Annotated in this window: 11 protein-coding genes; 5 read left to right on the top strand and 6 right to left on the bottom strand. The window is 61.7% G+C overall.

All coding sequences use genetic code 11. The annotated features are described in order from the left end of the window. Positions 1-2 precede the first annotated feature (2 nt). The 3 genes from dapD to AC1DS5_RS05510 all read right to left on the bottom strand — a co-directional run bounded on the left by dapD (position 3) and on the right by AC1DS5_RS05510 (position 3,441). A complete protein-coding gene (dapD, locus tag AC1DS5_RS05520) occupies positions 3-842 on the bottom strand; it encodes a 2,3,4,5-tetrahydropyridine-2,6-dicarboxylate N-succinyltransferase (protein ID WP_477717256.1) in 840 nt (279 codons plus the stop codon). 23 nt (positions 843-865) lie between these two features. Then, complete coding sequence (gene dapC, locus AC1DS5_RS05515; protein ID WP_477717255.1) at positions 866-2,083, bottom strand: succinyldiaminopimelate transaminase; 1,218 nt, start codon at positions 2,081-2,083, stop codon at positions 866-868. A 305-nt stretch (positions 2,084-2,388) separates the two neighbouring features. Continuing rightward, positions 2,389-3,441: a quinone-dependent dihydroorotate dehydrogenase gene (locus AC1DS5_RS05510; protein WP_477717254.1), complete on the bottom strand. Its 1,053-nt coding sequence runs from the start codon at positions 3,439-3,441 to the stop codon at positions 2,389-2,391. Positions 3,442-3,550: 109 nt separating this feature from the next. Between AC1DS5_RS05510 and rpiA the strand changes: the two genes are divergently transcribed. Then, complete coding sequence (gene rpiA / locus AC1DS5_RS05505) at positions 3,551-4,234, top strand: ribose-5-phosphate isomerase RpiA (RefSeq protein ID WP_477717253.1); 684 nt, start codon at positions 3,551-3,553, stop codon at positions 4,232-4,234. Positions 4,235-4,270: 36 nt separating this feature from the next. On the opposite strand, the gene AC1DS5_RS05500 is transcribed toward rpiA, so the two are convergent. From AC1DS5_RS05500 to AC1DS5_RS05490, 3 genes are all read right to left on the bottom strand, one after another. Beyond that, positions 4,271-4,921, bottom strand: a complete 651-nt coding sequence (locus AC1DS5_RS05500) for a glutaredoxin family protein (RefSeq protein WP_477717252.1) — start codon at positions 4,919-4,921, stop codon at positions 4,271-4,273. 80 nt (positions 4,922-5,001) lie between these two features. Continuing rightward, the gene (locus AC1DS5_RS05495; protein ID WP_477717251.1) at positions 5,002-7,062 is read right to left on the bottom strand and encodes a M3 family metallopeptidase; all 2,061 of its coding nucleotides are present in this window, start codon (positions 7,060-7,062) and stop codon (positions 5,002-5,004) included. A 142-nt stretch (positions 7,063-7,204) separates the two neighbouring features. Next, positions 7,205-7,678, bottom strand: coding sequence for a YhbY family RNA-binding protein (locus tag AC1DS5_RS05490; protein ID WP_477717250.1), 474 nt, complete (start codon positions 7,676-7,678; stop codon positions 7,205-7,207). 42 nt (positions 7,679-7,720) lie between these two features. Here AC1DS5_RS05490 and AC1DS5_RS05485 point away from each other — a divergent pair, with 42 nt between their 5' ends. The 4 genes from AC1DS5_RS05485 to glmM all read left to right on the top strand — a co-directional run bounded on the left by AC1DS5_RS05485 (position 7,721) and on the right by glmM (position 13,036). Continuing rightward, on the top strand, positions 7,721-8,464 hold the full coding sequence (locus AC1DS5_RS05485; RefSeq protein WP_477717249.1) for an RlmE family RNA methyltransferase: 744 nt from the start codon (positions 7,721-7,723) through the stop codon (positions 8,462-8,464). Positions 8,465-8,630: 166 nt separating this feature from the next. Beyond that, positions 8,631-10,553, top strand: a complete 1,923-nt coding sequence (ftsH, locus tag AC1DS5_RS05480; RefSeq protein WP_477717248.1) for an ATP-dependent zinc metalloprotease FtsH — start codon at positions 8,631-8,633, stop codon at positions 10,551-10,553. Positions 10,554-10,670: 117 nt separating this feature from the next. Continuing rightward, complete coding sequence (gene folP / locus AC1DS5_RS05475) at positions 10,671-11,528, top strand: dihydropteroate synthase (RefSeq protein WP_477717247.1); 858 nt, start codon at positions 10,671-10,673, stop codon at positions 11,526-11,528. A gap of 176 nt (positions 11,529-11,704) precedes the next feature. After that, on the top strand, positions 11,705-13,036 hold the full coding sequence (gene glmM, locus AC1DS5_RS05470; RefSeq protein WP_477717246.1) for a phosphoglucosamine mutase: 1,332 nt from the start codon (positions 11,705-11,707) through the stop codon (positions 13,034-13,036). Positions 13,037-13,038 lie beyond the last annotated feature (2 nt).

The raw sequence follows: 13,038 nt of genomic DNA, 5'->3' as shown, positions 1-13,038 counted from the left end.
AATCAATCGCGCAGCAGGTCGTTCAGGCTGGTCGTGGCGCGCGTCTTGGCATCCACCCGCTTGACGATCACGGCGCAGTACAGGCTGTACTTGCCGCCGGCCTTCGGCAGGTTGCCCGACACCACGACGGAGCCGGCCGGAATGCGGCCGTAGGTGACGGTGTCCGCTTCACGGTCGTAAATCGGCGTGCTCTGGCCGATGTACACGCCCATGGAGATTACCGAGTTTTCTTCAACAATCACGCCTTCGACCACTTCGGAGCGAGCGCCGATAAAGCAGTTGTCTTCAATGATGGTCGGGTTGGCCTGCAAGGGCTCCAGCACGCCGCCCAGCCCCACGCCGCCGGAAAGGTGCACATTGTTGCCGACTTGCGCGCAGCTGCCCACGGTGGCCCAGGTGTCGACCATGGTGCCTTCGCCGACCCAGGCGCCGATGTTCACATAGCTGGGCATCAAAATCGCGCCCTTGGCAATGTAGCTGCCGCGGCGAGCCACGGCAGGGGGAACCACGCGCACGCCGGTGGCGCGCATTTCTTCCTCACTCAGATGCGCAAACTTGGTCTGCACCTTGTCAAAAAAGCCTAGTTCACCGGCGCGCATGAGCTGGTTGTCCTTGAGGCGAAAGCTCAACAGCACGGCTTTTTTGATCCACTGGTGCGTCGTCCACTGGCCCACGCCTTCGCGCGTGGCGACGCGCAGCTTGCCGCTGTTGAGTTGGGCAATGGTGTGCTCAACCGCTTCCAGCACTTCTTTGGGGGCTGATTTGGGCGACAGGTTGGCGCGATCTTCCCAGGCCGCGTCGATTGTGTTCTGGAGGGTGCTTTGCAGGTTGTCTTGAGTCATGGAGTGAGTCTTCGTTAAGTTTTTCAGCGAGCTTTGGATTGAATGAATTGAACGATACGCTCCGCCGCTTCCACGCATTCGGCGGTTTCCGCCACCAGTGCCATGCGGATTCTGCCGGCGCCGGGGTTATGGCCTTGGGCATCGCGCGCCAGGTAACTGCCCGGCAACACCACCACATTGTAAAGAGCGAGCAGCTCGCGCGAGAATTCGGTGTCCGAGCCCCCAAATATTTCAGGTATGCCAGCCCACAGGTAGAAACCGGCATCGGGCAGGGCCACTTCCATCACCGAGGCCAGCAGTGGCGTCACTCGGGCAAACTTTTCGCGGTACAGGGCGCGGTTGTCCACCACATGCTGCTCGTCGTTCCAGGCTGCAATGCTGGCGGCCTGTACCACCGGGCTCATGGCACTGCCGTGGTAGGTGCGGTAGAGCAAAAAGGGTTTGATCAGCGCCGCATCGCCCGCCACAAAACCGCTGCGCAGGCCCGGCACGTTGCTGCGCTTGGACAGGCTGGTCAGCGAGATCAGGTTTTGGAAGTCATGCCGGCCCAATTGCGCCGCGGCCTGCAGCCCGCCCAGCGGCGCCCCTCCAGCGTCGCCTTCGCGGAAGTAGATTTCGCTGTAGCACTCGTCCGAGGCGATCACAAAGCCGTACCGGTCGCTCAGCTTGAACAGCAGCTCCCACTCCGTCAGCGACATCACCGCGCCGGTAGGGTTGCCGGGCGAGCAGACAAACACCAACTGGGTTTTGGCCCACACGGCCTCGGGCACACCCGCCCAGTCCACCGCAAAGTTCCGTGCCGGGTCGCTGGGCGCAAACCAGGTCTGCGCTCCGCCCAGCAGCGCGGCGCCTTCGTAGATTTGGTAGAAAGGGTTGGGGCAAACCACGGTGGCGCCCGGTTTGCTGGCGTCCAGCACCGTCTGCGCCAGTGAAAAAAGCGCCTCCCGCGAACCGTTGACCGGCAGGATTTGCGTGGCCGGGTCAATCGTCAGGCTATAGCGGCGGGCCAGCCAGTCGCTCATGGCCTGGCGCAATTTGGGCTCACCCAGGGTGCCGGGGTAGCTCGCCAGGCCACTCAGGCTGGCCGTCAGGGCATCCTTGATGAGTTGCGGCGTCGCATGCCGGGGTTCGCCAATGCCCAGGCTGATGGGCCGGTAGGCCGGGTTGGGGGTGACGCCGGCGTGCAGTTGGCGCAGACGTTCAAAAGGGTAGGGCTGGAGGCGGGAAAGCAGGGGATTCATAGCGCAGATTATCCAGCCTTGGCGCTGGGTTGGCTGGGCGGCGTCGCGCCCGCAGGTACGCCATGGTGGGCGCACCGGAAAAAAGAGCCTTGCAAAGCAAAACCATCACAGTAGTTGCTTCTTCACGGCAGGGCGGGTCGCCATAAGTTCGCCGGCGTTTAGGCCTCAACCCGGCAGGCTGCAGCGAAGCGCATGCGATTCGGGTTGGACTCCCCTGACGTAACGGACACAGCGCCCGATTCGAGCTGCGGGCGAGTAGCGAGTAGCGAGTAGCGAGTAGTTTTCCTTTTGTTGGACTATCCGGGTCAACGACTCTTTTTGATGGCGAGTGCGGCTTCGTTCACCAGCTCCGGGCCCTTGTAGATGAGCCCGGTGTAAATCTGCACGACGTCAGCACCCGCCTTGATTTTGGAGACGGCATCCCGTCCGCTCATCACGCCGCCCACGCCAATGATGGGAAAGCCTGCGCCGAGCGTGGCGCGCAGCTGCTGGATGACGCGGTTGCTGGCTTCGAGCACTGGCGCGCCGCTCAGCCCGCCGGCTTCTTCGGCATGGCGCAGGCCCTTGACAGCGTCGCGGCTCAAGGTGGTGTTGGTCGCAACCACGCCGTCCATGGCGTGGCGCTTCAGCGTGGCGGCGATCACGTCGACTTGGGCTTCGTCAAGGTCGGGTGCGATCTTCACAAAAATCGGCACGCGTTTGCCGTGTTGTCTGGCGAGTGATTCGCGGCGTTCGGCAATCCGGCCCAGCAGCGCGTCGAGGGCTTCGTCGCTTTGCAGCGCGCGCAGGTTTTTGGTGTTGGGACTGGAGATGTTGACGGTGACATAGTCGGCATGGGGGTACACGCCGTCCAGGCACACCAGGTAGTCGTCCACCGCGTTTTCAATCGGCGTGGCGGCATTTTTGCCGATGTTCAGGCCGAGAACCAGCGGGTTGGGCGTGTTCTGCCTGCGAACGCGGGACTGCTGCACGTTGGCCAGGAAGGCGTCCAGCCCTTCGTTGTTAAAGCCCAGGCGATTGATCAGCGCATTGGCCTCCGGCAGGCGGAACATGCGGGGCTTGGGGTTGCCGGGCTGGCCCTTGGGCGTGACGGTGCCGACTTCGACAAAGCCAAACCCCATGGCCGCCAGGCCGTCGATGCAGCGGGCATTCTTGTCCAGCCCGGCCGCCAGGCCCACGCGGTTGGAGAATTTCAGGCCGGCCAGCTCGATTGGGTCGTTCACGCGGCTGGAGCACCACGCCAATGACAGCGGCGTGCCCTGGGTGCGTGCCAGCGAGGCCATGGTCAACTCGTGGGCCGTTTCAGGGTCTAGCCCAAATAAAAAGGGACGGGCCAGGGCGTAGGGGAGCAGGGACATTGGATAATTCGACTTGATTTGAAGCAGCTTGCTGTGGATAGCCCGGGCAGGGCCCGGACATCGGCTCCGATTGTCGCAAAAACCAACTTCCCACCTTTACAGACCCAACATGACTCAAGACGAACTCAAAGCCCTGGTTGGCCAGGCCGCCCTGCATTACGTGGAACCTGGCAGCATTGTCGGCGTGGGCACGGGCTCCACCGTCAACAAATTCATTGATGCACTGGCAACGATGAAGGACCGCATTGCCGGGGCGGTTTCCAGCTCGGTGGCGTCTACCGAACGCCTGCAGGCCATTGGCATCAAGGTTTTTGACGCCACCGAAGTGGATGAGCTGGCGGTGTACATCGATGGCGCCGACGAGATCGACCACGCGGGCTACATGATCAAGGGCGGTGGCGCGGCGCTCACGCGCGAAAAAATTGTGGCGGCGCAGTCACGCAAATTTGTCTGCATTGCCGACGAGTCCAAGCTGGTCCAGACGCTGGGCGGCTTTCCCTTGCCGGTGGAGGTGATCCCCATGGCTGCCAGGCGCATTGCACGTCAGTTTGCTGCGCTGGGTGGCACGGCGACCTTGCGGTCTAAAGGTGGAGCGGAGGGCGGGGAGCCGCTGGTGACCGACAACGGCCAGCATATTCTGGATGTGACCGGCCTGAAGATCACCGACCCCCTGGGGTTTGAGTCCCAGGTCAACCAGTGGCCAGGGGTCGTGACGGTGGGGGTGTTTGCCTTCCAGAAGGCTCATGTGTGCCTGCTGGGGGCGTCGGACGGTGTCAGGACCCTGGCGTTTTAACCGCGGTTTTTGGCCCGAGGTGACGGGCCAGCCTGCTTAAAACTTGATGCCGGCCGGGTTTTCATTGGAAGGTGGCGGCGCGGGGCGGGCAGCGGTGGTGGGTGGGACGGGAGTCGGACGGGCCGTGGCGCTATCACCAGTCGCTGCTGCAGGGGCCGTGATAGCGGTCACGAGCGGCGTAGCTGCCGGGGGGCGGTAACTTGAAGGCAATACCGACGATGCCGGGTAGCCGGCAGCGTTGAGGAACTGGGTCCATTCGCTATCAGAAAATCCCTTGAGCTGCTGGCTTCCGATCGTCAGGAAGGGCAGCGACGTATCGCCGCTCAAACGCTGAAGTGCTTTGCCGTCTTCAGTCGTATTGACCGTTTTTTCGGTAAACGGGATACCGCGGCTGGTCAGCAGGGATCGACCTGCACCGCAAGGCCCGCAGTTGTCGCCGACGTACAAGGTAACAGGGTATTTGGTGGCAACCTGCCTCAACTCGAAGGGCAGGCCCGTCGGAGCGGCGCTTCCACCCGGACTGGTGTTGGCGCCGCTGACTTTGGCGTTGCTGGAGGCGGGCGGTGGCTGGTCGGAAAAGGTCACTTTGCCGTCAGGCCCCACGATCCGGTACACCTGCTGGGCTTGCGACAGCGGTGAAACAAGACTGCCCGCGGCGAATGCCAGGGCCAGGAGAGCGTTGGGCATCAAGGATTTAGCAGCATTGAGTCTCATGGTTTTCCAGTCGGTCACAAGTACAAATTTTCAGTCCAGAGCTTATAACGTTTCTAACCCATGCCTTGATGACGCAGCAAGGCATCAATGGACGGCTCCCGGCCCCTGAAGGCTTTGAACGACTCCATGGCCGGGCGGCTTCCGCCGGCCTCCAGTATGGCTTGTCGGTATTTTCTGCCGGTTTCCACCGTTACAGTTGTCTTGCTGACATCTTCGCCAACGGATGAAGCCGGTGCCGCCGCAGTTTCTTCAAAGGCCGCATAAGCGTCGGCAGACAGCACCTCGGCCCATTTATAGCTGTAGTAACCCGCCGCATAACCACCGGAGAAAATGTGGCTGAAGGTGTGTGCGGTACGGCTGTAGGGCGGGGCCGGAATCACGGCGACTTCCCTGCGCACTTCATGGAGCAGGTCCATCAGGTCATCCGAGGGGTTGTGCGAGGTATGCAAGAGCATGTCGAACAGTGAAAACTCGACCTGGCGCAGGGTCTGCATGCCGCTCTGGAAGTTCTTGGCGGCCAGCATTTTTTCAAACAGCGTGCGTGGCAGGGGTTCACCCGTTTCGACATGAGACGTCATGTGCTTGAGCACGTCCCACTCCCAGCAGAAGTTCTCCATGAACTGGCTGGGCAGTTCGACCGCGTCCCATTCGACACCACTGATGCCGGAGACGTCACGCTCGTTGACCTGCGTGAGCATGTGGTGCAGGCCGTGGCCGAATTCGTGAAATAGCGTGGTCACATCGTCGTGGGTCAGCAAGGCAGGCTTGCCGCCAACACCATCGGCAAAATTGCAGACCAGATGCGCGACGGGCGTCTGCAGCTTGTCGGTGTCGGGGCGCAACCAGCGTGCGCGCACATCGTCCATCCAGGCCCCCCCGCGCTTGCCGGTGCGGGCCGGCTGGTCCAGATAGAACTGACCTATCAGCTCATCGTTGCGCTCAATGCGATAAAACGCAACGCCTGGTGTCCAGACGGGCGCGGAATCCTTGCGGATGGTCACTTCAAAGAGGGTCTCGACAATCTTGAACAGGCCCGCCAGCACCTTGGGGGCGGTGAAATACTGTTTGACTTCCTGCTCGCTGAAGGCGTAGCGGGCTTCCTTGAGCTTTTCGCCGATGTAGGCGTAGTCCCATGGCTGTGGATCGGGCTGGTTCAGCGTCTCGGCCGCAAATGCGCGCAGGTCAGTGACGTCTTTTTCCGCATAGGGGCGGGCGCGCCGGGCCAGGTCACGCAGAAAGCTGATGACCTCTTCCGGGGATTTGGCCATCTTGGGCACCACCGACACTTCGCCAAAATTTCGGTAGCCCAGCAACCGGGCCTCTTCAAGGCGCAGCGCCAGAATTTCACGCATGACGGCGCTGTTGTCGAACTGGCGAAATTCGGCCGGCGCCTGGTCGCTGGCGCGGGTGGTATAGGCCTTGTAAAGGGTTTCCCGCAGCGCGCTGCTGTCGGCAAATTGCATGACGGGCAGGTAGCTCGGCATCTTCAGGCTGAGCCGGTAGCCAGGCTTGCCCTCGGCTTCTGCCTGGGTGCGCGCCGTTTGCAGCACATCCTCGGGAATGCCGGCCACTTCATCCGCCCTGGCGTAGTAAGCGAAGGCGTCTGTGGCGTCCAGCGCGTTCTCGCTGAATTTCTGGCTCAACTCGGCCTGGCGCTCCTGGATCCTGGCAAAGCGCTCCTTGGCGGCGCCGATGAGTTCAGCGCCCGACAGCACAAAGTTGCGAATGGCATTTTTGTGGGCCTGGCGCTGTTCAGCGTTCAGCGCGGCCGGATCAATGGCCTTGTATTTGGCGTAAAGGCGCTCATCAGCGCCCAGGCGTGTCCAGAATTCGGTCACGCGTGGCAGGGCAGCGTTGTAGGCGGCGCGCAGCTCGGGTGTATCGGCCACGCTGTTCAGGTGGCTGACCGCGCCCCATGCCCGGCCCAGGTTCTCGGTGGCCACATCCAGCACACGGGCGATATCGCTCCAGGAGGCCGGGAAGCCGGGCGCGGTCACCTGTTCCAGCGCGGCATCCGCCTTGACCAGCAGTTCGTCGACCGCCGGGCCCACATGCTCGGGCTGGATACGGTCAAACAGCGGGAGGTCGGAGAAGTCGAGAAGGGGGTTGGTCATGGTGTCTAACTGTGGGCGAAAACTTGAAATCTAAGGGGCTCACCAGATCCGTGCAACAGGAATGTCGCTATTGCGGCGATTGCGGCGATCGCGCCTTCCGCCCTCTGCGCGGGGCGTACCCGCACCGCTGGCGACCGGCGGGCTAGTCCTGTGAGCTTTTCTTGATGCTGCGCTGCTTGGGCTTGGCGCGTTTGACGGTACCGCCCGGCGTCAGGCGCTGGTTGCCGAGCACGCGCAGGGTTTTGACCTCGGGCCGCTGGCCGTAACGCGAGCTGTTCTTCAGCACTTTCACATCGCGCGGACCGGGCATGCGGTCTTCGTTGATTTTCTTTTCCTTGGGCGGCATGGGCCGCCACAGCACCAGCAGTTTGCCGATGTGCTGGATAGGTGCGGCATTGAGCTCGTTTGCCAGGGTTTGAAAGATTTCTTCGCGGCTGGCGCGGTCGTCGGACTGCACCCTTACCTTGATGAGCCCGTGCGCGTTGAGGGCCGCATCAGTTTCTTTCTGAACGGCAGCGGTCAGCCCGTCGGAGCCGATCATGACGACCGCGTTGAGATGATGGGCCTCGGCGCGGTGTTCTTTGCGCTGGGCGGGGGTAAGTTGAATTTGAGCCATTCGCCAATTATCGGTGGAGTCCACAGGAGGACAATAGCCGGCATGAAAGTAAATCCCAAGAACAGCCCCAAGGACAACATCAAGGACAGCCCAAAGGTGAGCGCCAAGGGCAAAAAGGTGAACAAAGCGTGGTTGCATGAGCACATCAATGATCCTTACGTCAAACTTGCCCAAAAAGAGGGTTATCGCGCCCGTGCGGCCTACAAACTCAAGGAAATTGACGAAACCCTGGGCCTGATCAGGCCGGGTGATTGCGTGGTGGACCTGGGCAGCACGCCCGGCGCCTGGAGCCAGTATGTGCGGCGCAAGCTTTCGCCCACCGGGGCTGCTGCGGGTGAACTTAACGGCCGCATCATTGGCCTGGACATGCTGCCGATGGAACCCATCGAGGGCGTGACGTTCATTCTGGGCGATTTCCGGGAGCCGGAAGTGCTGCAAAAACTGGAGCAGGCTTTGGCGACGGACAAGGGCCAGGTCAAGGTTGACCTGGTCATTTCGGACATGGCCCCGAATCTTTCGGGCATTGAGTCGGCGGATGCGGCACGCATTGCCCACCTGGTGGAGCTGGCGGTGGAGTTTGCCCAGAACCGGATGAAACCGGACGGCACGCTGGTGGTCAAACTGTTTCACGGAAGCGGCTATGACGAGCTGGTCAAGCTGTTCAGGGCCACTTTCAAGGTGGTCAAGCCCATGAAGCCCAAAGCGTCGCGTTCCAATTCTTCTGAAACCTTTTTGGTTGGCAAGGGGCTCAAAAAACGGGCTGACACAGTGTCTGAGAGTGCCTGAGCCGGCCTGAAAGCCGGCCGGAAGTGCCAAAAGTCACTTAAAACCGCTTCAAACCAAGGGACGTAAGCCGGCTTCTTGTCGTTTTTGTCCTTGAAACGCCTAAAATCGGTCGCATGTGCCATCTCATCGGCTTTGGGTTCTTTCGGCCCTTTCATCGGAGTAGTCCTTGAACAATCAGTGGTTTTCAAAAATTGCAATCTGGCTGGTGATCGCCATGGTGCTGTTCACCGTTTTCAAGCAATTTGATACACGTGGTGGCGCAGGCTCCAACTACTTGGGTTATTCCGAGTTTCTGGAGGAGGTGCGGGGCAAGCGCATCAAGACGGCAACCATTGCTGAAGGTCAGGGCGGCACCGAGATCTCCGCCACGACTACCGACGACCGCAAGGTCCGCACCACGGCAACTTACCTGGACCGCGGCCTGGTGGGTGACCTGATCGCCAATGACGTCAAGTTTGACGTCAAACCCCGCGAAGAAGGTTCCCTCCTGATGACCCTGCTGGTCAGCTGGGGCCCGATGCTGCTGCTGATTGGCGTCTGGGTGTATTTCATGCGGCAAATGCAGGGCGGGGGCAAGGGCGGCGCGTTCAGCTTCGGCAAGTCCAAGGCCCGCATGCTTGATGAGTCCACCAATCCAGTGACCTTTGCCGACGTGGCCGGCTGCGACGAAGCCAAGGAAGAGGTCAAGGAAGTTGTCGACTTCCTGAAAGATCCGCAAAAATTCCAGAAATTGGGCGGTCGTATTCCGCGCGGTTTGCTGCTGGTGGGCCCTCCGGGGACCGGTAAAACCCTGCTCGCCAAAGGTATTGCCGGCGAAGCCAAAGTACCGTTTTTCTCGATTTCCGGTTCTGATTTCGTCGAAATGTTTGTCGGCGTGGGTGCGGCCCGCGTGCGCGACATGTTCGAGAATGCCAAGAAAAACGCCCCCTGCATCATTTTCATCGACGAAATTGACGCCGTGGGTCGCCAGCGTGGCGCAGGCCTGGGTGGTGGCAATGACGAGCGCGAACAGACGCTGAATCAGATGCTGGTCGAGATGGATGGCTTTGAAACCAATGTAGGCGTGATCGTGGTGGCTGCCACCAACCGCCCCGACATTCTGGACGCTGCGCTGCTGCGCCCCGGCCGCTTTGACCGCCAGGTGTATGTGACGCTGCCCGACATTCGCGGCCGCGAGCAGATCCTGAACGTGCACATGCGCAAGGTCCCGCTTGGCCAGGACGTGAACGCCAGCGTGATTGCCCGCGGCACGCCCGGCATGTCCGGTGCCGACCTGGCCAACCTCTGCAACGAAGCCGCCCTCATGGCTGCGCGCCGCAATGCCCGCACCGTGGAGATGCAGGACTTCGAAAAAGCCAAGGACAAGATCCTCATGGGCCCCGAGCGCAAGAGCATGGTGATGCCCGAGGAAGAGCGCAGGAACACGGCCTACCATGAATCCGGCCACGCGCTGCTTGGCAAGATGCTGCCCAAGTGCGATCCGGTGCACAAGGTCACTATCATCCCGCGCGGCCGTGCGCTGGGCGTGACCATGAGCCTGCCGGCACAGGACCGCTACAGCTATGACCGCGAGTACATGCTCAGCCAGATCAGCATGCTGTTTGGCGGCCGTATTGCCGAAGAAGTCTTCATGAACCAGATGACCACTGGCGCGAGCAACGACTTTGAACGTGCCACGGCACTGGCCCGCGACATGGTGACGCGTTACGGCATGACCGAGGCTCTGGGCCCCATGGTGTATGCCGAGAACGAAGGCGAAGTGTTTTTGGGCCGTTCGGTTACCAAAACGAACAACATGAGCGAAGCAACCTTGCAAAAGGTTGATGGCGAAGTGCGCCGCATCATCGACCAGCAGTACGCCCAGGCGCGCAAGCTGATCGAAGACAACAAGGACAAGATACACGCCATGGCCAAAGCCCTGCTTGAGTGGGAAACCATTGACGGTGAGCAGCTGGACGACATTATTGCCGGCAAGGAACCGCGTCCTCCCAAGGACTGGACACCGCGCAACTCCTCCGTGGGCGGCGGTGGTGGTCCCAGCGGCGGTACACCGGCGGTGAGCACGGATCCAGCGCCCACGGTGGCCTGATCGATCAGTTGAAGACCGTCCGCAAGTCATGACAACCGGGGCCAGTCCCCGGTTTTTTCTTTGTCGCGGGCTTTGTACCACAACAGCCTCACGGCTCATTTTCAGGAAGACAGCTTCGTGATTTGGCAAACCTCACGTTTTCAAATTGATGTGTCGCAGCCGCGCGTGATGGGCATCGTCAATGTCACGCCCGATTCGTTTTCCGACGGTGGCAAGTACTTCACGCGCAGCGGCGGGTTTTCCGGGGTGTTCGCGCATTGCGAGCAGTTGATCAGCGACGGTGCCGACATGCTCGACATCGGCGGCGAATCAACCCGCCCCGGCGCGTCGCCGGTACCGCTTCAGGACGAGCTGGCGCGCGTGTTGCCGGTTATTCGCCACGCGGCCACTCTCGGCGTACCGCTCTCGGTAGATACCTACAAACCCGAGGTCATGCAGGCTGTGCTGGATTTGGGCGCCGACATCATCAACGACATCTGGGCCCTGCGCCAGCCGGGCGCCAGGCAGGTCGTGGCCGGTCACCCGAGCTGCGGCGTCTGCCTGATGCACATGCATCGCGAGCCGCAAACCATGCAGATGGCCCCCATGGAAGGGGATGTGGTGCCTCAGGTGCTGTCGTTTCTGGAGCATGCTGCGCGCGAGCTGCAATCCGCCGGCGTTGACAGGGCCCGCATCGTGCTCGACGCGGGTGTGGGGTTCGGGAAAACCGTGGCACAGAATTTTTCGCTGCTGGCACGCCAGCGGGAGTTCCTGGCCGCTGGCTACCCGCTGCTGGCCGCGTGGTCTCGCAAATCGTCACTGGTGGCGGTGAGCAGCACTTCACCAGCCGACGCCCCGCTGGCGATTGAGGACCGCCTGGTGCCCAGCGTGGCGGCCGCCTTGCTGGCCGTAGAGCGGGGAGCCCGGGTGGTGCGCGTGCACGATGTGCGCGAAACCGTTCAGGCCCTGAAGGTATGGTCGGCTGCGAGCAGTTAAGTTGCCTGCGTTTGTTTCTGTACTTTGCCGCTGCTTGCCGAGTTTTTCCCCCGAGGGAAAGCGTTCGAAACAACGCCTGACACTTCTCCTGGGCGAATCTGGGCGAACGACCGAGCCTGCAAACCTAAAATAGGCACACACTTCCTGCACAACCAGGCTTCACAGGGACAAGAAACATGACCAGAAAATACTTCGGCACCGACGGCATTCGCGGCACGGTGGGCCAGCCGCCCATCACACCTGACTTTGTGCTGCGGCTGGCACATGCGGTGGGCCGGGTGCTCCGCCGAACGGAATCACGCCCGACCGTACTGATTGGCAAGGACACCCGGATTTCCGGCTACATGCTCGAAAGCGCGCTGGAGTCCGGTTTCAACTCCGCTGGCGTGGACGTGGTGCTTCTCGGGCCGCTGCCAACCCCCGGCGTGGCCTACCTCACGCGGGCCCAGCGTGCCAGTCTGGGGGTCGTCATCAGTGCCAGCCACAATGCCTACCCCGACAACGGCATCAAGTTTTTCAGCGCCCAGGGCACCAAGCTCAGCGACGAGTGGGAACTGGCCGTGGAGGCGACGCTGGAGGAACCGCCGGTATGGGCAGATTCGGCGACGCTGGGCAAGGCGCGCCGCCTGGACGATGCGGCGGGGCGTTACATCGAATTTTGCAAGAGCACGTTTGCCTATGACCTGACGCTCAAGGGCCTGAAGATCGTGGTGGACGGTGCCCACGGGGCGGCCTATCACATCGCACCCAAGGTCTTTCATGAACTGGGTGCCGAAGTGATCGCCATCGGCTGCGCGCCTGATGGCCTGAACATCAATCACGAGGTCGGCGCGACCCATCCTGATGCGCTGATCACGGCAGTCAGGGCCAACCAGGCCGATTACGGCATTGCACTCGATGGCGATGCCGACCGCCTGCAGATGGTGGACGCCGAAGGACGGCTTTTCAACGGCGATGAGGTGCTGTTCCTGATGGTCAGCGAACGCCTGGCGCGCGGCGAGAAAGTGCCGGGCACGGTCGGCACGCTGATGACCAACATGGCCGTGGAGCTGGCCCTGAAAAGCAGGGGAGTCGAGTTTGTGCGCGCCAAGGTTGGCGACCGCTACGTGCTGGAGGAACTCGAAAAGCGTGGCTGGCTGCTGGGCGGTGAGGGCTCGGGCCATTTGCTGGCGCTGGACAAACACACCACCGGCGATGGCCTGATCAGCGCGCTGCAGGTATTGCAGGCCTGTGTGCGCAGCGGGAAAACCATTGCCCAGTTGCTGGGCGATGTGGTGCTCTTTCCCCAGACGCTGGTCAATGTGCGGCTCAAGCCCGGGCAGGACTGGAAAGCCAGCGAAAAACTGGCGCTTGAGACCAAAGCGGTGGAAGCCGAACTGGGCGACACAGGCCGCTTGCTGATTCGTGCGAGTGGCACCGAACCGCTGCTGCGCGTGATGGTCGAAGCGCGCGACGCTCAGCAGGCCAAAGCCTGTGCCGAGCGTGTGGCTGATACGGTGCGCTCCTGACA

The organism is Polaromonas sp. P4_H1, assembly GCF_056400945.1.
This window is presented reverse-complemented; position numbering and strand designations above follow the sequence as displayed.

Coding starts and splice junctions, on each gene's coding strand:
- dapD (WP_477717256.1), bottom strand. CDS start 842: ATGACTCAAGACAACCTGCAAAGCACCCTCCAGAACACAATCGACGCG.
- dapC (WP_477717255.1), bottom strand. CDS start 2,083: ATGAATCCCCTGCTTTCCCGCCTCCAGCCCTACCCTTTTGAACGTCTG.
- AC1DS5_RS05510 (WP_477717254.1), bottom strand. CDS start 3,441: ATGTCCCTGCTCCCCTACGCCCTGGCCCGTCCCTTTTTATTTGGGCTA.
- rpiA (WP_477717253.1), top strand. CDS start 3,551: ATGACTCAAGACGAACTCAAAGCCCTGGTTGGCCAGGCCGCCCTGCAT.
- AC1DS5_RS05500 (WP_477717252.1), bottom strand. CDS start 4,921: ATGCCCAACGCTCTCCTGGCCCTGGCATTCGCCGCGGGCAGTCTTGTT.
- AC1DS5_RS05495 (WP_477717251.1), bottom strand. CDS start 7,062: ATGACCAACCCCCTTCTCGACTTCTCCGACCTCCCGCTGTTTGACCGT.
- AC1DS5_RS05490 (WP_477717250.1), bottom strand. CDS start 7,678: ATGGCTCAAATTCAACTTACCCCCGCCCAGCGCAAAGAACACCGCGCC.
- AC1DS5_RS05485 (WP_477717249.1), top strand. CDS start 7,721: ATGAAAGTAAATCCCAAGAACAGCCCCAAGGACAACATCAAGGACAGC.
- glmM (WP_477717246.1), top strand. CDS start 11,705: ATGACCAGAAAATACTTCGGCACCGACGGCATTCGCGGCACGGTGGGC.